The sequence below is a fragment of the Pseudomonas fluorescens genome, from assembly GCF_001307155.1.
Classification (GTDB): domain Bacteria; phylum Pseudomonadota; class Gammaproteobacteria; order Pseudomonadales; family Pseudomonadaceae; genus Aquipseudomonas; species Aquipseudomonas helvetica.
This window is the reverse complement of the sequence record NZ_CP012830.1, coordinates 2,899,591-2,917,525: the sequence shown is the minus strand read 5'-3', so window position 1 is coordinate 2,917,525 and position 17,935 is coordinate 2,899,591. Positions and strand designations below refer to the sequence as shown.

The window sequence follows — 17,935 nt, the reverse complement described above, 5'->3', positions numbered from 1 at the left end:
CGCGCATGAACAACGCGGCGATCGGCCTGGAATCGGCCTCGCCAAACACTTTCCTCGAAAAACCTGTCGAGTTGTTCAACCCGAGTCTTGCAATAAAAAACCGCAATCAAACGTGCAGACGCAAAAAAGCCGGGAATTTCCCGGCTGCCGCATCATACACACGTTTTCTCAAAGGATCACCCCGCGAGAGGCTTTAGCCGCCCGGCGGGGTCCCCCGAGATCAGTGTCGGATCAAGGCTTGGCTTTTTCCAGGTAACGGAAGAAGTCGCTGCTTGGGTCCAGAACCATGACGTCGGTTTTGTTCGCGAAGCTTTCACGGTAGGCACGCAGGCTACGGTAGAAACCGTAGAACTCCTGATCCTGGCCGTAGGCCTTGGAGTAGATCGCTGCGGCCTGGGCATCACCGTCACCGCGAACCTCTTCAGATTCACGATAGGCTTCAGCCAGCAGTACGCGGCGCTGACGATCGGCGTCGGCACGGATGCCTTCGGCCAGCTCGTTACCCTTGGCACGGTGCTCGCGCGCTTCACGTTCACGCTCGGTGCTCATGCGTTCGAACACGCTGCGGTTCACTTCCTTCGGCAGATCGATAGCCTTGACCCGAACATCGACCACTTCGATGCCCAGCTCTTTTTCCGCCATCTTGTTCAGCGAAGCCGTGATATCCGCCATCAGCGCATCACGCTCACCGGAAACCACTTCGTGCAGGGTGCGCTTGCCAAACTGGTCACGCAGGCCCGATTCCAGGCGACGCGAAAGGCGCTCGTCTGCAATTTGCTTGAGGCCGGAAGTCGCGGTGTAGAAACGCTCGGCATCCTTGACGCGCCACTTGGCGTAGGCATCAACCATGACGGCTTTCTTTTCCAGCGTCAGGAAACGCTGTGTCGGTGCATCCAGCGTCATCAGGCGTGCGTCGAATTTACGCACCTGGTTAACGTAAGGCACTTTCACATGCAGGCCCGGCTGAACATCAGTCTGAACCACGCGCCCGAACTGCAGCAGCACCGCACGCTCGGTCTGAGCCACGATGTAGAAACAGTTCCAGGCAGCGATCGCCACGACGACGCCGACAATAAGGGCGATCAGCGATTTATTGCTCATCAGCGACTCTCCCTGGTACGTGCCGGCTGCTGCAGATCAGTTGCCGAGCGCGCGTGCCCTTCATTGCTGGTCGCGGCTGCGCTGGTTACCGGCGCTGCACCACTACGACCACTGTCGATCATCTTGTCCAGCGGCAAGTACAGCAGATTGTTCTGGCCATTCTTGTTGCCGGTCACGAGAACCTTGCTGGTATTGCTGAAGACTTCCTGCATCGTGTCCAGGTACAGACGCTGACGAGTGACTTCCGGTGCCTTGCGATATTCGGCGACCAGCTTGGTAAAGCGATCCGCTTCACCCTTGGCACGCGATACCGTTTCGTCGCGGTAACCGTTGGCATCTTCAATGATGCGCTGGGCCTGACCACGGGCTTCCGGCACGACGCCGTTGGCGTAGGTTTCAGCCTGGTTGCGCGAACGCTGCTCATCTTCACGAGCGCGGATCACGTCATCGAAGGCTTCCTGGACTTCACGCGGTGCAGCGGCGCTCTGAACGTTGACCTGAGTGACGGTGATACCGGTGCGATAGGTATCGAGGAAGCGTTGCAGACGCTCCTTGATTTCGCTGGCCATCAACTCACGACCTTCGGTCAACACCTGGTCCATGGCGGTGGAACCCACCACATGGCGCAAGGCACTCTCGGTCGCGTGTTGCAAGCTGATTTCCGGCTGATCGACGTTCAGCACGAAGTCCTGCAGATTGGTGATCTTGTACTGCACGGTCAGTGGCACTTCGACGATGTTCTCGTCTTCAGTGAGCATTTGACCCTGCTTGGTGTAGGCACGCTCACGCGTGACGTTTTCCATGTACTTGCGATCGATCGGCGGGAAGTAGATGTTCAGGCCCGGCCCGACGGTTTCGTAGTACTTGCCGAAGCGCAGCACCACGGCTTGCTCCTGCTCGTCGACGACATAAACCGCGCTGTACAGCCAGACGACCGCCAGCACGACAAGGCCGATGCCGAGCAGGCCGTAACCGCCGCCCTTGCCCGAACCACCGCCATCATCACCGCGTTTCTTGCTACCACCGAACAACCCATTCAGGCTTTCCTGCAGCTTTCGGAAGGCCTCGTCGAGATCTGGTGGCCCCTTGCGGTCGCCATTATTGCGGCGTTTACCACCCCAAGGATCCTGATTATTCGAGTTGCCACCCGGCTCATTCCAAGCCATAGCGCTCTCCATCTGATAAAGCAAAGACGCACCCACGGCGCGCCGACCAATGCTACAGAATGCCTGCCACAGCGGCACAACCGCTTTTTCAGGCTTTTATTGCAAAGTGTGTTGCTCGATGAATTCCAACGGCTGCATTCCTTCGCGGCTCACCAGTCGATTGAGCTCGACTCGCGGCAAACGAACGGCCAGCAAACAGATGCCTTCGTCGTCGTGTTCTTCTTTCTGTACGGCGCCGAGCGCAAAGAACTGCGCACGCAGTCGAGCAAAACGCTGCGGCAAGCGCAAGGTGCCGACGAACAAATCGTTGCCGAGCAATTCCGCAATCGCCTGCTTGAGCAGGTCCAGACCCTGACCGTCGCGCGCCGACAACCATACCCGTTGCGGCTTGCCGTCGGCATCACGCTGGATCTGTGGCTCTACGCCCTCGAGCAAATCGAGTTTGTTATAGACCTCAAGGATCGGCAAGTCTTGTGCACCGATCTCGCCGAGCACCGCCATGACCTGTTCGATCTGGGCCATGCGTTCTGGCTCGTGAGCGTCGATCACATGCAGCAGCAGGTCAGAGTTGCTCGACTCTTCGAGCGTAGCCCGAAATGCCTCGACCAGTTTGTGCGGCAAGTGACGGATGAAGCCCACAGTGTCGGCCAGTACGATTGGACCGAGGTCGGCGAGTTCGAGCCGGCGCAAGGTCGGGTCGAGGGTGGCGAACAACTGGTCTGCCGCGAACACGTCGGAATCGGTGACCGAGTTGAACAGCGTCGACTTGCCGGCGTTGGTATAACCCACCAGAGAAACCGAAGGAATATCCGCACGCTGACGACCACGACGAGCCTGATCACGCTGGCTGCGGACCTTTTCCAGACGCCCCTTGATCTGCCGCAGGCGAACCCGCAGAAGACGCCGGTCGGTTTCCAACTGGGTTTCACCCGGACCGCGCAGACCGATACCGCCTTTCTGTCGCTCAAGGTGAGTCCAGCCGCGAACCAGTCGCGTACTCATGTAATCAAGCTGGGCCAGTTCGACCTGGAGCTTGCCTTCATGGGTGCGGGCGCGTTGGGCGAAGATATCGAGAATCAGACCGGTACGGTCAATCACGCGACACTCGAAAACACGTTCGAGGTTACGTTCCTGACTGGGCGTGAGGACGGAATTGAAAATAACCAGATCGACCTTCTCGGCTTTGACCTGGTCGCGCAGTTCCTCGACCTTGCCACTGCCAATCAGGTATTTGGCGGTTGGCCGATGACGCGGCACGTTAACAAACGCGACGGTCTCGGCGCCGGCCGAAATTGCCAACTCCTGAAACTCCTGCGGATCTTCGCGCGCCTCAGGGTCCTGACCATCCAAGTGAACGAGAATGGTTCGTTCACCACCACCGTGGCGCTCAAAGAACAAAGGAGACTCCTATCAGGCGTTACCTGGCTCAGCGTCAGCTTGTTCGGATTCGGTTGCGCTAGGCAGACGAATTGGACGAACCGGCACCACTGTAGAGATCGCGTGTTTGTAGACCATCTGGCTGACGGTGTTTTTCAGCAGGATAACGAACTGGTCGAACGACTCGATCGTGCCTTGCAGTTTGATTCCGTTGACCAGATAGATGGAAACCCCCACTTTCTCTTTACGCAATGTATTCAAGTAAGGGTCTTGTAGCGAATGCCCTTTTGACATGTGCCGCACTCCTTTAAGGATTCAATAATAAAAATAGGTAAAAAAATGGCTTAGGCCGTCACACCCCCAAGGATAGACGGCAATTGCAAGGACTCAGCTCAATATGGAGACCGTTCCCAGGTATTTCAAGGCGCGTGGCAGATTGTCGCAATCGAGGCTGTCCAGCCAGTGTAAATCAGCCCAACTGCGTAGCCAGGTGAACTGGCGCTTCGCCAATTGGCGCGTGGCAATGATCCCACGTTCCTGCATCTCGGCTGACGTCAGCTTGCCATCCAGGTAATCCCAGACTTGTCGGTAACCTACAGCGCGTATAGACGGCAACCCGGCATGCAGGTCACTTCTTTTACGCAGGGCTACGACCTCGTCAATGAATCCCTGTTCCAACATTTGTGTGAATCTTTGTTTAATACGCTCATGCAGTACCTGACGATTCGCCGGAGCGATAGCCAAGTTCGCGACAGTATAGGGCAATTGTGGGCGACCCGAAGCGCCTGCTTCAGTACTTTGCGCAGATTGTCGCGCGCGGTGTTCGGTCATACTCTGGCCGCTGACCCGATAAACTTCCAGCGCCCGACTGAGTCGCTGCGGGTCATTGGGGTGAATTCGTGCTGCCGACACCGGATCAATGACCGCCAACTGATCGTGCAGGGCTTGCCAGCCAAGGCGTGCAGCCTCTTCCTCGATTTCAGCGCGGATCTGCGGATCGGCCGCAGGCATATCGGCCAGACCTTCGAGCAAAGCCTTGTAATAGAGCATTGTGCCGCCGACCAGCAGCGGAATATTGCCGCGTGCGGTGATCTCGGCCATGGCCTGCAGGGCATCCCGGCGAAAATCAGCCGCCGAATAGGCCTCGACCGGATCAAGAATGTCGATCAACCGATGAGGAAACTCGGCCAACAGTTCCTTCGAAGGCTTGGCCGTGCCGATGTCCATGCCGCGGTAAACCAGCGCCGAGTCGACGCTGATCAACTCGCACGGCAGGACCTTGGTCAGCTCGATAGCCAGATCGGTCTTGCCCGCAGCGGTCGGGCCCATCAGGAATATCGCTGGAGGGAGTTGGCTCATCAACGACCGCGCAAGAACAGTTTGTCCAGATCATCCAGGCCCAGTTGGGTCCAGGTTGGTCGGCCATGGTTGCATTGACCACTGCGCTCGGTGTTTTCCATGTCCCGCAGCAGACCGTTCATTTCCGGCAAGGCCAGGCGTCGGTTGGCGCGAATAGCGCCATGGCAGGCCATGGTTCCGAGCAGTTCGTTCAGGTGTGCCTGAATCCGGTCGCTGGTGCCGTATTCCATCAGGTCTGCCAATACGTCGTGAACCAGACGATTGGCCTCGGCCTGCTTGAGCAACGCCGGAATCTGCCGGATCGCCAGGGTTTCCGGGCCCAGACGCTGAAGTTCAAAACCGAGGCGCTGGAACCAGCTGACGTGTTCTTCGGCGCAATCGGCTTCACGCTGACTGACTGCAATCGACTCCGGCACCAGCAGCGGTTGGCCGCTCAGGCCTTCGCTGGCCATCGCGACTTTCAGCCGCTCGTACATGATCCGCTCATGCGCCGCGTGCATGTCCACCAGCACCAGCCCCTGGGCGTTTTCCGAAAGAATGTAGATGCCTTTGAGCTGTGCCAGCGCATACCCCAGCGGCGGAATATCGCCCTGACCGTCTGGCAGCGCCGTGGCGTTCGCTTCCGGCAATGGCGCAAAAAACTCGCGATAGGCAGCCTGCGCTTCGGCCACCGGCACGCCCGACTGCGGACGCGGTGTGTATTGATACTGATAACCGGCGCCGGCGCCCGAGCCTGCCGTCGTATTAAAGGACGGCTGTGCCTGCGGCTGCTCGAGCAACGCATTGGCCGCCAGACGCATTTCACCTTGCGGGCCGAACTCGCCGGCTTCGATTCCGGTCGGCCTGACTATGGCTGTCGCGACAGGCGCAGCCAAATGATCTTCCGGACGCACGTCGCCCAAGGCGCGGTGCAAGGTGCCATAGAGGAAGTCGTGGACCATGCGCCCGTCACGGAAGCGCACTTCATGTTTGGTCGGGTGCACGTTGACGTCGACGCCCGCCGGATCGACTTCGAAAAACAGCACGAACGTCGGATGCCGACCGTTGAACAGCACGTCGCGATAGGCCTGGCGCACCGCGTGGGCCACCAGTTTGTCGCGCACCGCACGGCCATTCACAAAAAAATACTGCAAGTCCGCCTGGCTACGGTTAAAGGTCGGCAACCCGACCCAGCCCCACAGATGAAGGCCATTGCGCTCGATCTCGATGGGCAGCGCCTGCTCCAGGAAGCCCGCTCCGCAGATCGCCGCCACACGCCGGGCGCGAGCCGCGTCGTCATGGGCTTCGTGCAGGCTGAGGATGGTCTTGCCGTTATGGCGCAGATGGAACGCCACGTCGAAGCGCGCCAGCGCCAGACGCTTGATCACTTCTTGCAGGTGATCGAATTCGGTTTTTTCGGTCTTGAGGAACTTGCGCCGCGCCGGAGTATTGAAGAACAAGTCGCGCACTTCAACCGAAGTACCCACCGGGTGGGCGGCCGGCTGGACGCGAGGCGCCATGTCTCGGCCTTCGGTCTCGACCTGCCAGGCTTGATCGGCACCTCGGGTGCGGGACGTCAGGGTCAGGCGCGCCACGGAGCTGATCGACGCGAGGGCCTCACCGCGAAAGCCGAGGCTCATCACCTGCTCGAGGTCTTCGAGATTGCGAATCTTGCTGGTGGCATGTCGCGCCAACGCCAGCGGCAAATCATCGGAGGAGATCCCACTGCCATCGTCGCGAACCCGCAGCAGCTTGACGCCGCCCTGCTCGACATCGACGTCGATACGTTTGGCACCGGAGTCGAGACTGTTTTCCAACAGCTCCTTGATCACCGAAGCCGGACGCTCGACCACCTCACCGGCGGCAATCTGGTTCGCCAGTCGCGGGCTGAGCAGCTCGATACGCGCTGCGGTGTTCACGGCATCGTTCATTCCTTGGCCGCCAATTCGGTGCCCGGGATGTTCAGGTGCTGGCCGATTTTCAGTTCGTCGGACTGCAGGCCGTTGGCGCTGCGCAGAGTCGCCGGCGAGACCTGATAACGCACCGCGATCATCGCCAGGGTTTCACCCGGACGCACCGTGTGGTCACGCGGCCCCTGGGCGATCTTGCCGGAATCACGCAGCCAGGCGATGTAGGTGCCCGGTGGCGGGTTCTGCTGGAAGAACTGGCGCACACCCGCGCTGATCGAACGGGCCAGCGCTTGCTGGTGACCGGACGCCGCCAGTTTCGAGGCTTCGTTGGCATTGGAGATAAACCCGGTTTCCACCAGGATCGATGGAATGTCCGGCGACTTCAGCACCATGAATCCGGCCTGCTCGACGCGTTGTTTGTGCAACGAGGTGACCCGGCCAATGTTGCTCAAGACCTTCTGGCCGACGTTCAGGCTGGAAGTCAGCGACGCGGTCATCGACAGATCAAGCAGTACGCCGGCAAGCATCTTGTCCTTGTCGTCGAGGCTGACGTTGCCGGCACCGCCGATCAGGTCGGAGCGGTTTTCGCTGTCGGCCAGCCAACGCGCGGTCTCGGACGTTGCGCCGCGCTCGGACAAGGCGAATACCGAAGCGCCGAACGCTGCAGCGGAGGGTGCCGCGTCGGCGTGAATCGAGACGAACAGGTCGGCGCCCTTCTTGCGGGCGATCTCGGTACGGCCACGCAATGGAATGAAGTAGTCGCCGGTACGGGTCAGCTCGGCCCGGAAGCCTTTCATGCCGTTGACCTGGCGCTGCAGCTCGCGAGCGATGGCCAGCACCACGTCTTTTTCGTGCTGGCCACGGGAACCGGAAGCCCCCGGATCCTCGCCGCCGTGTCCGGCATCGATGACCACGATGATGTCGCGCTTACCGGCCGGAGCAGGCGGCAGCTTGATTGCCGGCTCAACCGGAGCCACCGGTACCGCTGGCACAGTGGCAACGGTTGGGGCCGGGGTCGGTGCGGGCGGTGGCGCGGCATCGGCGGCGTTGTCGAACAGGTCGACCACCAGGCGATTGCCGTACTGCGCATTTGGCGCCAGCACGAAGCTCTTCGGGGTAACGGCTTTTTTCAGGTCGATGACCACCCGCAGATCGGTCGGCGTGCGCTGAGCCGAACGCATGTCGGTAATCGGGGTATTGGCGGTAGAGACCTTCAGCGGCGCGCCAAGGACGGCGCCATTGATGTCGATCACCAGACGATCCGGGGACGTCAGGGTAAAGACGCTGTGCTGGACCGGGCCGGACAGGTCAAACACCAGTCGGGTGTTATCCGGCGCCCGCCACAAGCGAACACTGTTGACCTTTGTCGCGGCCACAGCGTCGACGGCCAGTGCCGTAAGCAGCATTCCTACGACAGCAACCAACGCGCGAAAGCGCATACCTAACCCCATCATTTATTTGAATTCCAATGCCAAAGAGGCACACCAAGACTCGCCACGCAAACCCTGGGGCGACAGATTCAGCGAACGCCCGCTGTCATGCGGGCTAATGGTAATGGTCAGGTCGGGCTTTGGCAAAAAGCCTGCACCCTTCTGGGGCCACTCGATCAGACACAGTGCATCGTCTTCTAGATAGTCACGAATGCCAAGAAACTCCAGCTCCTCCGGATCGACCAGTCGATACAGGTCAAAATGGAAGGCGCGAATGTCGCCGATCTCGTAGGGCTCGACCAAGGTAAAGGTCGGACTTTTTACTGCGCCAACATGCCCCAAACCGCGAATAATGCCCCGCGACAGGGTGGTTTTACCCGCCCCAAGGTCACCGTCCAGAAAGATGATGCCGTGCCCTTTGGTCACTTGAGCGATACGGTTGCCCAACGCGACCATGGCGTCTTCATTGGCCAGATACAGGGTTACTTCAGACACGGTGCTTGCTCCTCCAGCAACTGACGAATGGCGGGAATCAGATCACTGGCCGCCAGCCCACGGCCCGTTTTACCTTCACGCTCGCCGGCGTTGGCGTGCAGCCAGACCGCCAGGCAAGCTGCATCGAATGCATTCATGCCCTGGGCCAGCAAGGCGCCGACCAGTCCGGCCAGCACATCCCCCAGACCCGCGGCAGCCATGGCCGGGTGGCCTTGATGACACAGCGCCAAACGACCATCAGGGCTGGCAATCAGGCTGCCGGCCCCTTTGAGAATGACGGTGGTTGTGTATTTTTTGCTCAATGCATGGGCCGCGGCGGGGCGATCGGCTTGAACCTCGGCCGTGGAAAGCCCCAATAACCGCGCCGCCTCCCCCGGATGCGGAGTGATCACGCAATCCTTTGGCAGGCGCACATCACCCCGGCTCAGCAAATTCAGCGCATCGGCGTCCCAGACCTGCGGTAACGGGGCGTTGGCCGCTGCCGACAACAAACTGCGACCCCACGCGCCCTTGCCGAGCCCCGGTCCGACCACCAGCACACTGGCCTGGCCGAGCGGGTCCATGAGTTGGTTGGCCGAGTGAACGCCCAGCACCATGACTTCGGGCGCCCGCGCCAATGCGGCCGGTACATGTTCACTGCGGGTCGCCAGAGACACCATGCCCGCGCCGCTGCGCAGGGCACTTTGGGAGCTCAAGAGAATGGCACCGCCGAAACCCCGATCGCCACCGATCAGCAGGACGTGACCGAATCGGCCTTTGTGAGCGCTCGGTGCCCGAGCTGCCAGCCGCGGCAGGTTGTCTGGATTCAGGCGATAAGCACTGACGGTGCTTTCAGCAACGATCTGCGTGTCGGCTTGCAGATCGTTGAACTGCAACTCCCCCACCTGATCCGCCGCATCGCCGGTGAACAGCCCAAGCTTGAGGCCGATGTACGTCACGGTGAGGTCGGCCTGAACCGCAACCCCGAGGACTCGCCCGGTATCGGCGCACAGACCGGACGGGATATCCACCGCCGCAACGGGCAGGCCACAGGCATTGATCGCCTCGATCGCAGCAACATAGGGTTCGCGCACCTCACCGCTCAGGCCGGTGCCCAGCAGCGCATCCAGCACCACCCCACGCAGTTCGATGGCAGGTGACCAGGCCTCGACGACAACCCCGGCGGCCAGCGCTTCGGCATATGCCAGCGCGGCATCGCCCTGCAAGCGCGACGGTTCAACCACCGCCAGCACTCGCACCTGCCAACCGGCACGCAACGCCAGTACCGCCACCAGATAACCGTCCCCGGCGTTATTGCCGTGGCCCGCCAACACACTGAGCTCAGTGGCCGTCGGCCAGTGCCGGACCAACGCTCGCCACGTGGCACGAGCCGCCCGATGCATCAATTCGAAGCCCGGTGTCCCGGCCGCAATCAGCCGCGCGTCGAGCGCCCGGACCTGTGCGGCGCTGTACAGCGCGTCGGGTAAATGGTGTTTTGTCTGCGGCATGCGTCTTCAGGCTCCGATGTCTGGCAGAATTATACGCACCTCAGCTCCGGTTTCCCCTGTCTCATGCCTGCAATTACCACAGATCTTCCTACTCTCGCCCAATCGATCAAAGACTGGGGCCGCGAGTTGGGTTTTCAACAAGTCGGCATCAGTGGTCTGGACCTGGCTGAGCATGAACAACACCTGGAGCGCTGGCTCGAAGCCGGCTACCACGGCGAAATGGATTACATGGGCGCCCACGGCAGCAAACGCTCGCACCCGGAAGAGCTGGTGCCGGGCACGTTGCGGGTGGTTTCACTGCGCATGGACTACCTGCCGGGCGACACTGAAATGGCCAAGCGCCTGGGCCAACCGGAAAAAGCCTACATCTCGCGCTATGCCCTGGGCCGCGACTATCACAAGCTGATCCGCAAACGCGTGCAGCAATTGGCCGAGAAGATCCAGCAGGTCATTGGCCCCTTCGGCTACAGGGCTTTCGTCGATAGCGCCCCGGTGCTGGAAAAAGCCATCGCCGAACAGGCGGGTCTCGGCTGGATCGGCAAAAACACCTTGGTACTGAACCGCAAGGCCGGCAGTTACTTCTTTTTGAGCGAGCTGTTCGTCGACCTGCCGCTGCCGGTCGACCCGCCTCACAGCACCGAGCACTGCGGACGCTGCACGGCGTGCCTGGACATCTGCCCGACCAAGGCCTTCGTCGGCCCCTATGTATTGGACGCCCGCCGCTGCATTTCGTACCTGACCATCGAGCTGAAAACGGCGATCCCCGAAGATTTGCGGCCGCTGATCGGCAATCGGGTGTTCGGTTGCGATGATTGCCAGATCGTCTGCCCGTGGAACCGCTTCGCCCGTCCGTCCGGCGAAAGCGACTTCAAACCGCGACACAACCTCGACAACGCCGAGTTGGCCGAACTGTTCATGTGGGATGAAGAGAAATTTCTGAGCAGCACCGAAGGCTCACCGCTGCGCCGCGCCGGTTATGAACGCTGGCTGCGTAACCTGGCCGTCGGACTTGGCAATGCGCCTTCAACGATTCCGGTGCTGGAAGCCCTGAAAGCGCGCGCGGAATATCCGTCAGAGCTGGTGCGCGAGCATGTGCAATGGGCGCTGAAACAACACGGACTCGCGTAGGAGCTCTGGTGTCAGGCTTCGTCGTTGTAGACGAACTTGGGCATTTCCCAGTGGAAACGAATCGCCAGCAAGCGCAGCAGGAAGCCGCCAAACAAGGTGATCAGAATCGCCTGTTCGTCGGGTAATTGCAGGTAAAGACAGAGCATGTAGCACCACGCGGCAGCGAACGAGACGCTGGCGTAGAGCTCGCGACGGAAGATCAGCGGGATGTCGTTGCAGAAAATGTCGCGCAGGATGCCGCCGAACACTCCGGTGATCACCCCGCTGACCGACGCCACCAACATGCCGTGGCCCGTTTCCAGCGCAATCATGCAGCCGATCAGGGTAAACGCCACCAACCCTACGGCGTCGAGTACCAGAAACAGCGAGCGCAGATGGCGCATCCAGCGTGCGGTAAAGACCGTGAGCATTGCCGCAGCCGAGGTCAACACCAGGTATTCCGGGTGTTTGACCCAGGTCAGCGGATAGTGCCCGAGCAGCACGTCACGCACCGAACCACCGCCCAGCGCCGTCACACAGGCGATCAGCACCACGCCAAACCAGTCCATGCCACGCCGACCGGCAGACAACGCGCCAGTCATGGCTTCAGCGGTAATGGCAATCAGGTAGAGCATCAGCAACATGGCGGCGGTCCTTACGAGAAGGCGCGCAGTCTACTCAGATCGTCGGGGCACCAAAAGAGGGCGGTGAGCGAATATAAACCCCGTGGCGAGGGAGCTTGCTCCCGCTGGAGTGCGAAGCACTCCCAACCTAGGCTGCCTGATAAACCGTAGCTGCCAGACTTACGGCTGCTGCGCAGCCGAGCGGGAGCAAGCTCCCTCGCCACATTAGCCCCCCCAATATCATTCAATCAGAACTTGATGAAATGCGTGCGGTAGTGCTGCAACTCGGCGATCGACTCGCGGATATCGTCCAGCGCCAGGTGCGTGCTGCCCTTCTTGAAGCTGTCGCGTACGTCCGGAGCCCAGCGTGCGGCCAGTTCCTTCAAGGTCGAGACGTCGAGGTTGCGGTAGTGGAAGTAGCTTTCCAGCGCCTTCATGTGCGTATAGAGGAAGCGCCGGTCCTGGCAAATGCTGTTGCCGCAGATCGGCGATGCGCCCTTCGGCACCCACTTTTCCAGGAAGGCGATGGTCTGGGCTTCCGCTTCAGCCATACTGATGCGGCTGTCGCGTACCCGCTGGGTCAGGCCGGAGCCACCGTGTTGACGGGTGTTCCACTCGTCCATGCCCGCCAGGATCTCGTCGCTGTGGTGAATGGCGATGACCGGGCCTTCGGCCAGGGTGTTGAGATTGCTGTCGGTGACAATAGTGGCCATCTCGATGATGACATCGGTGTCAGGGTTCAGACCGGTCATTTCCAGATCGATCCAAATCAGGTTCTGCGGGTTTTGCATGTGTCGGCTCCTCGGCGTAGGCATGCAGTTTAGCCTAGAGGACTCTCGGGGCGTGCTAAACTCGCGGCCGTTTTACCTAATCGCTGCATTATCCACACGGAACACCCATGGCCAAACGCCAACTCAATCGTCGTCAAAACTGGCGCATCGAAAAGATTCAAGGTGAGCGCGCTGCCCGCGCCGCCAAACGCGAATCCTCCGCCGTCGAAGCGCTCGAGGGCGGCGACCTTGGCCCCGAGCAGACCGGCCTGGTGATCGCTCACTTCGGCGTTCAGGTCGAGGTCGAAGCCCGCGACGGCGAACTGGCCGGCCAGGTGTTCCGCTGCCATTTGCGGGCCAACCTGCCTGCGCTGGTGACCGGAGACCAGGTGGTCTGGCGTGCCGGCAACCAGGGCATCGGCGTCATCGTCGCGCAATTGCCGCGTAAAACCGAACTGTGCCGTCCCGACAGCCGTGGCCAGCTCAAGCCGGTAGCGGCTAACGTCGACATGATCGTGATCGTCTTCGCCCCGCTCCCCGAACCTCATGCCAACCTGATCGACCGCTACCTGGTCGCTGCCGAACACGCCGGTATTCGCCCGCTGCTGTTGCTCAATAAGTTCGACCTGATCGACGAGCAGAATGCCCCGGCGCTGAATGCCTTGCTAGCGGTCTACCGCACGCTGGGTTACCCGGTGCTGGAAGTCTCGGCGCACCATGGCAATGGCATGGAGCAGTTGCAGGAACAACTGGACGGGCGCATCAGTGTGTTCGTTGGTCAGTCCGGCGTCGGCAAGTCCTCGCTGGTCAACAGCCTGCTGCCGGAAGTCGAAACCCGTGTCGGCCCACTGTCCGAGCTGTCCGGCCAGGGCACCCACACCACCACCACCGCGCGGTTGTTCCACTTCCCCGGCGGCGGTGAGCTGATCGATTCCCCGGGTATTCGGGAATTCGGCCTGGGCCATGTCAGCCGTGCCGACGTCGAAGCCGGTTTCATCGAGTTCAACGACTTGATCGGCACCTGCCGCTTCCGCGACTGCAAGCACGACCGCGAACCCGGTTGCGCCCTGCTCAAGGCACTGGAAGAAGGCCGCGTGCAACAGCAGCGCATGAACAGCTACCGCTCGATCATCGCCAGCTTGCCCGAAACCAGCTATTAACCAGAGCGCTCAGCAGCCCCGATACTGAAGGCTGCTGAGTGCCCACTGGCGCACCGACAGACAATAAAAAGCCGCGATCATCGCGGCTTTTTATTGGGTCACTGCTTGGGTGGCCCGGCCGGTTTGGCCAGGTCGCCGGCTTTCGGTGCCGGAGCGTCGAACAGGTTCAAGCGTTCCCGAAGCTCATGTGCCGGCAAGGGTTCCTTGTCCGCCGGCAAGGCGTTCGGATCGGCAGGGACGGCCGGCACCTCACTCGGAGCGCCCTGCCCCGGTATCGGTGTTGGTGCCGGTTCCGCGCCTTGTTCACCCTCGATGGCGCGCTGGGCCTTCTTGGTCAGCACGACGATGTCGATGCGGCGGTTGACCGGATTGAGCGGATTTTTGCGATCGAACAACGTCGACGAAGCGTAACCCACCACCCGCGCCACTTGCTGTTCCGGATAGCTGCCCGCGACCAACGCCCGGCGAGCGGCGTTGGCACGGTTGGCCGAAAGCTCCCAGTTGCCGAATTCACCGGTGCCCGCATAAGGCTTGGCGTCGGTGTGGCCACCGATGCTGATCTTGTTCGGCACCGCTTTGATGGTGTCAGCCATGGCCAGCAGAATATCTTCGAAGTACGGTTTCAAGCGCGCACTGCCGGAGTCGAACATTGGCCGATTTTCGGAATCGATGATCTGGATGCGCAAGCCATCCGGGGTGATTTCGAAAAGAATCTGATCCTTGAACTTCTGCAGCTGCGGGTTTTCTTCGACCTTGTTCTGCAGCTCTTGCAGCAACAGTTCCAGACGCTCGTGCTCGACCTGTTCGGCCATGCCTTCGACCTGCTCGGTATCGACGGTGACCTTGTCCGGTTGCGGCTGCGACTTGACCTCGGGGTTGAGAGTCTTGTCCGGCGCCAGCACCGGCGTGCCGCCCAGGTCGATAATGAACGGCGTACCGCTTTCAGAGAAGCCGATCGGGTCCTTGAAGTAACCGGCAATGGCAATCTTCTGTTCCGGTGTGGCGGTGGATAGCAGCCACAGCACCAGGAAGAACGCCATCATTGCCGTCGCGAAGTCAGCGAAGGCAATTTTCCACGCGCCCCCGTGATGCCCGCCAGCAATGCGCTTGACGCGCTTGATGATTATCGGCTGATTATTTTCCATGTTAAGTGCTCTGTCTCACAAATACTGTTCCTTTCTGGCGGTGCCTGTTGTCGCCATACGGCGTTGCCGCTCCTCGCCATAGCGGGCTATGACTCGTCGCGGCGCCTTGTCTGGCAACAACAGACACTCGCCAAAAAAGGAGCGTATTTGCAAGACAAAGCACTAACGACCGCGAACCGCTTGTTCCAGCTCAGCGAAGCTCGGACGGTGTGCCGGGTACAGAACCTTGCGCCCGAACTCCACCGCCAGCGATGGCGGCATGCCGGAAGCTGAAGCCACCAGTGAAGCCTTGATGGCTTCGTAGATATTCAGCTCTTCCTTGGCATCGTGAGCCAGGGAGTGCGCCAGCGGGCCAAAGAAACCGTAGGCCGCGAGAATACCGAAGAAGGTACCGACCAGTGCGGCACCTACGTGCAGACCGATGGACTTCTGATCGCCCTCACCCAGCGAGGCCATGGTCACCACGATACCCAGTACCGCCGCAACGATACCGAAGCCGGGCATGGCATCGGCGATACCGTTGACCGCGTGGGATGGGTGCTCGAGGTCTTCCTTGAGGCTGAACAGTTCCATGTCGAACAGGCCCTCAAGCTCATGCGGCGCCATGTTGCCGGACGACATGATGCGCAAGTAATCGCAGATGAACGCGGTCATGCGGTCGTCTTTGAGAACCGCCGGGTACTTGGCAAAAATCGGGCTGGCAGCGGCGTCTTCAATATCGCCTTCAATGGCCATCATGCCTTCGCGACGGCTCTTGTTGAGTATCTCGTAGATCAGGCCCAGCACCTCCAGGTAGAAGGTGTGATTGAAACGCGAACTGAACATGCCCAAGGATTTCTTGAGCACGTGCATCGTCATGTGACCGGGGTTGGCCTGAAGGAATGCACCCAGCGCCGCACCGCCGATGATCATCACCTCGAAAGGCTGAATCAGGGCGGCAATCTTGCCGTGGGAAAGCACGTATCCGCCGAGCACGCTCGCGAATACGACGATGATGCCGATAATTTTAGCCATAGGTAGAAGGTACTTACTTAAGTCGGGTTCAAGGTCATATTCGGAAGTTAAAAAATCTCTTCTTCTACTTATCGGCAAAACTGCGCCAGACTATAGCCAGTTAAGGCGAAAAGCTAATTTGGCCCGCTCCGGGCGTGTTTAATGCAGACGATGATCGCGCCCAACCATGGCTAATGAAACGACCGTTCCAACTGCTAGACCGACCACACTCGAAGGCTGGGTCAAGCTGCTCGATGGCGTAACCTTGCCCGTGCCGCGAGCCAGCCATGATCGCGTCTGCAAGGCTATCGCCGACAATCGCAGCTCGTTGCGCGATATTGCCGAACTGATGCAAGGCAGCCCGGCCCTGGCCCTCAGCGTCATCCGCGAAGCCAATCGCCACACCCACGGCAGCATGAGCGAGCCCAGCGAGAACCTGGAAGTGGCGATCAATCGCCTCGGTCTCAAGCGCACCGAAGAACTGCTCGCGCGCCTGCCCGCCCTGCCCGAGAACGAAATCCCGCCGGCCCTGCGCCAACTTCAATTGATCAGCCTGCACGCGACCCAACAGGCCAACGGTTTTTTTGCCAGTCGCCTGGCGCGGCTCTGGCAGGACATCCACTGGGGTAGCTTGCTGTTCCTCTCGCCGTTCTGGCCACTGGCCCTGACCTTCCCGCAACTGCTGGAAGACTGGGAACTGCGGGTCCTGCACAAGCGCGAGCCAGCACGCAAGGTCGAAAAAGAACTGTTCGGCGTACGCCTGCTGGAACTCGGCCAGGCACTGGTGGAAGTCTGGCGCCTGCCCATCTGGGTAGGACAAGGCTATCGATTGCTGCTGGATGAACAACGCGAGTTGGCGAAAGTCGTGCATATCGCCCGCGACGCCGAACACCCGTTGCGCCAGCAAAACCGCCTTGATGACGACCCGACGCTGCGCCGCTGGCTCAACCAACCGGCCAACACGGTATTGCTGGCCAACGGCCTGGCGTTATCGGCACAGCAAGCCTGGAGCAGCCCTCACTGCCTGCGCTGGCAGTTTCTGACCAGCCTCTACCTGCAAATGCCGATGGACGAGGTCCAGCAGCAACTGCACCAGCAAGCGGCACTCAGCGCCCGCAACCATGCCATGCCGGACCTTTGGCATCCCGCCGGGGCATTGCTCTGGCCGTGGGACGAGCGACGCCTTCATCGCGGCCAGCTTCCGGCGCCAGCCCCCACCGCCGAAGACCTGACAAAGTGGCGCAAGCAATGCGCAGAACTGCTGGCGGAGCCGAGCCGCTTTACCAATGCCATGCACCTGACCACCTTCGCCCGGGACGCGCTGGTTGCCTGCGGCATGCGTCGGGTGATGATTCTGATGGCTGATCGCACGCACAGCCAATTGCGCGTGCACCAGATTCACGGCCTGCCTAAAGAAGCCGCGATGCTGAACTTTGTGGTCAGCCAGAGCACCGTGCTGCAACGCTTGCTCTCGCAACAGGCTCAGGTGCGGCTGACGCCAGTCAACAACGCACAGTTTTCAGCCTTGCTGCCTGCCAGCCTGCGCGCACTGTTCGGTGGCGAGCACCTGCTGCTGCGCTCACTGGTCAACAATGGCCGGGTGATCATGTTGGTCGTGGCGGACCAGGGCGGCGGTCCCTTTTCGGAAATCACCGTGCAAGCCTTCGGCAAAACCGCACAGTGCATCGAAAAAGCCCTGCACAGCTTTAGCCACCGCTAGGGCCTGTCATCAATTATTTCCTGTGCCGCGTTGTCGCCTGAAAGCGGGCCAGGCAAGGCGCAGTCCGCAGATAAGGGTCGTTTCCTTGCCAAGGACTGCAACGCAGTCTGACC

16 protein-coding genes are annotated in these 17,935 nt (G+C 60.6%); 3 read left to right on the top strand and 13 right to left on the bottom strand.

All coding sequences use genetic code 11. The features are described from left to right. Positions 1–231 precede the first annotated feature (231 nt). From hflC to AO353_RS13120, 9 genes are all read right to left on the bottom strand, one after another. Positions 232–1,101 (bottom strand): protease modulator HflC, encoded by an 870-nt coding sequence (gene hflC, locus AO353_RS13160; protein WP_019691508.1) that lies wholly within the window; start codon positions 1,099–1,101, stop codon positions 232–234. Next, positions 1,101–2,267: an FtsH protease activity modulator HflK gene (gene hflK / locus AO353_RS13155; protein WP_054595354.1), complete on the bottom strand. Its 1,167-nt coding sequence runs from the start codon at positions 2,265–2,267 to the stop codon at positions 1,101–1,103. Before hflK ends, hflC begins: the two co-directional genes overlap by 1 nt. Positions 2,268–2,363: 96 nt before the next feature. Continuing rightward, positions 2,364–3,665 carry a ribosome rescue GTPase HflX gene (hflX, locus tag AO353_RS13150; protein WP_054595353.1) on the bottom strand — a complete coding sequence of 434 codons (1,302 nt, stop codon included), beginning with the start codon at positions 3,663–3,665 and terminating at the stop codon, positions 2,364–2,366. Between the two features lie 12 nt (positions 3,666–3,677). Beyond that, entirely contained in the window at positions 3,678–3,938 is a 261-nt protein-coding gene (hfq, locus tag AO353_RS13145; protein WP_019691505.1) for an RNA chaperone Hfq, read from the bottom strand. Positions 3,939–4,031: 93 nt separating this feature from the next. Then, on the bottom strand, positions 4,032–5,003 hold the full coding sequence (gene miaA / locus AO353_RS13140; RefSeq protein ID WP_054595352.1) for a tRNA (adenosine(37)-N6)-dimethylallyltransferase MiaA: 972 nt from the start codon (positions 5,001–5,003) through the stop codon (positions 4,032–4,034). Beyond that, positions 5,003–6,901, bottom strand: coding sequence for a DNA mismatch repair endonuclease MutL (gene mutL / locus AO353_RS13135; RefSeq protein WP_173859975.1), 1,899 nt, complete (start codon positions 6,899–6,901; stop codon positions 5,003–5,005). The genes miaA and mutL overlap by 1 nt, the downstream gene beginning before the upstream one ends. Before the next feature lie 8 nt (positions 6,902–6,909). Beyond that, entirely contained in the window at positions 6,910–8,346 is a 1,437-nt protein-coding gene (locus tag AO353_RS13130; RefSeq protein ID WP_054595350.1) for an N-acetylmuramoyl-L-alanine amidase, read from the bottom strand. After that, complete coding sequence (gene tsaE / locus AO353_RS13125) at positions 8,347–8,817, bottom strand: tRNA (adenosine(37)-N6)-threonylcarbamoyltransferase complex ATPase subunit type 1 TsaE (protein ID WP_054595349.1); 471 nt, start codon at positions 8,815–8,817, stop codon at positions 8,347–8,349. It lies immediately after the preceding gene. After that, on the bottom strand, positions 8,805–10,304 hold the full coding sequence (locus AO353_RS13120; RefSeq protein WP_054595348.1) for an NAD(P)H-hydrate dehydratase: 1,500 nt from the start codon (positions 10,302–10,304) through the stop codon (positions 8,805–8,807). The genes tsaE and AO353_RS13120 overlap by 13 nt, the downstream gene beginning before the upstream one ends. Before the next feature lie 63 nt (positions 10,305–10,367). Here AO353_RS13120 and queG point away from each other — a divergent pair, with 63 nt between their 5' ends. Further along, the gene (gene queG / locus AO353_RS13115) at positions 10,368–11,432 is read left to right on the top strand and encodes a tRNA epoxyqueuosine(34) reductase QueG (RefSeq protein ID WP_054595347.1); all 1,065 of its coding nucleotides are present in this window, start codon (positions 10,368–10,370) and stop codon (positions 11,430–11,432) included. An 11-nt stretch (positions 11,433–11,443) separates the two neighbouring features. Here the strand turns inward: queG and AO353_RS13110 are convergent, their stop codons facing one another. Continuing rightward, on the bottom strand, positions 11,444–12,055 hold the full coding sequence (locus tag AO353_RS13110; RefSeq protein WP_054595346.1) for a trimeric intracellular cation channel family protein: 612 nt from the start codon (positions 12,053–12,055) through the stop codon (positions 11,444–11,446). A 227-nt stretch (positions 12,056–12,282) separates the two neighbouring features. Continuing rightward, positions 12,283–12,825: an oligoribonuclease gene (gene orn, locus AO353_RS13105; RefSeq protein WP_054595345.1), complete on the bottom strand. Its 543-nt coding sequence runs from the start codon at positions 12,823–12,825 to the stop codon at positions 12,283–12,285. A 107-nt stretch (positions 12,826–12,932) separates the two neighbouring features. Between orn and rsgA the strand changes: the two genes are divergently transcribed. Beyond that, the gene (gene rsgA / locus AO353_RS13100) at positions 12,933–13,964 is read left to right on the top strand and encodes a small ribosomal subunit biogenesis GTPase RsgA (protein WP_054595344.1); all 1,032 of its coding nucleotides are present in this window, start codon (positions 12,933–12,935) and stop codon (positions 13,962–13,964) included. Between the two features lie 98 nt (positions 13,965–14,062). Here rsgA and motB read toward each other — a convergent pair whose 3' ends face one another. Together motB and motA are read right to left on the bottom strand one after the other, a co-directional pair. Further along, positions 14,063–15,109, bottom strand: a complete 1,047-nt coding sequence (gene motB / locus AO353_RS13095) for a flagellar motor protein MotB (RefSeq protein WP_054595343.1) — start codon at positions 15,107–15,109, stop codon at positions 14,063–14,065. Positions 15,110–15,271: 162 nt separating this feature from the next. Then, a complete protein-coding gene (gene motA / locus AO353_RS13090; RefSeq protein ID WP_054595342.1) occupies positions 15,272–16,123 on the bottom strand; it encodes a flagellar motor stator protein MotA in 852 nt (283 codons plus the stop codon). A gap of 166 nt (positions 16,124–16,289) precedes the next feature. Here motA and AO353_RS13085 point away from each other — a divergent pair, with 166 nt between their 5' ends. Next, positions 16,290–17,822: an HDOD domain-containing protein gene (locus tag AO353_RS13085; protein WP_054595341.1), complete on the top strand. Its 1,533-nt coding sequence runs from the start codon at positions 16,290–16,292 to the stop codon at positions 17,820–17,822. Positions 17,823–17,935 lie beyond the last annotated feature (113 nt).

What these genes read in the sequence shown, in the direction of transcription:
- hflC (WP_019691508.1), bottom strand. Translation starts at nt 1,101, where the DNA reads ATGAGCAATAAATCGCTGATCGCCCTTATTGTCGGCGTCGTCGTGGCG.
- hflK (WP_054595354.1), bottom strand. Translation starts at nt 2,267, where the DNA reads ATGGCTTGGAATGAGCCGGGTGGCAACTCGAATAATCAGGATCCTTGG.
- hfq (WP_019691505.1), bottom strand. Translation starts at nt 3,938, where the DNA reads ATGTCAAAAGGGCATTCGCTACAAGACCCTTACTTGAATACATTGCGT.
- miaA (WP_054595352.1), bottom strand. Translation starts at nt 5,003, where the DNA reads ATGAGCCAACTCCCTCCAGCGATATTCCTGATGGGCCCGACCGCTGCG.
- AO353_RS13130 (WP_054595350.1), bottom strand. Translation starts at nt 8,346, where the DNA reads ATGATGGGGTTAGGTATGCGCTTTCGCGCGTTGGTTGCTGTCGTAGGA.
- AO353_RS13120 (WP_054595348.1), bottom strand. Translation starts at nt 10,304, where the DNA reads ATGCCGCAGACAAAACACCATTTACCCGACGCGCTGTACAGCGCCGCA.
- queG (WP_054595347.1), top strand. Translation starts at nt 10,368, where the DNA reads ATGCCTGCAATTACCACAGATCTTCCTACTCTCGCCCAATCGATCAAA.
- AO353_RS13110 (WP_054595346.1), bottom strand. Translation starts at nt 12,055, where the DNA reads ATGTTGCTGATGCTCTACCTGATTGCCATTACCGCTGAAGCCATGACT.
- orn (WP_054595345.1), bottom strand. Translation starts at nt 12,825, where the DNA reads ATGCAAAACCCGCAGAACCTGATTTGGATCGATCTGGAAATGACCGGT.
- rsgA (WP_054595344.1), top strand. Translation starts at nt 12,933, where the DNA reads ATGGCCAAACGCCAACTCAATCGTCGTCAAAACTGGCGCATCGAAAAG.
- motB (WP_054595343.1), bottom strand. Translation starts at nt 15,109, where the DNA reads ATGGAAAATAATCAGCCGATAATCATCAAGCGCGTCAAGCGCATTGCT.
- motA (WP_054595342.1), bottom strand. Translation starts at nt 16,123, where the DNA reads ATGGCTAAAATTATCGGCATCATCGTCGTATTCGCGAGCGTGCTCGGC.
- AO353_RS13085 (WP_054595341.1), top strand. Translation starts at nt 16,290, where the DNA reads ATGGCTAATGAAACGACCGTTCCAACTGCTAGACCGACCACACTCGAA.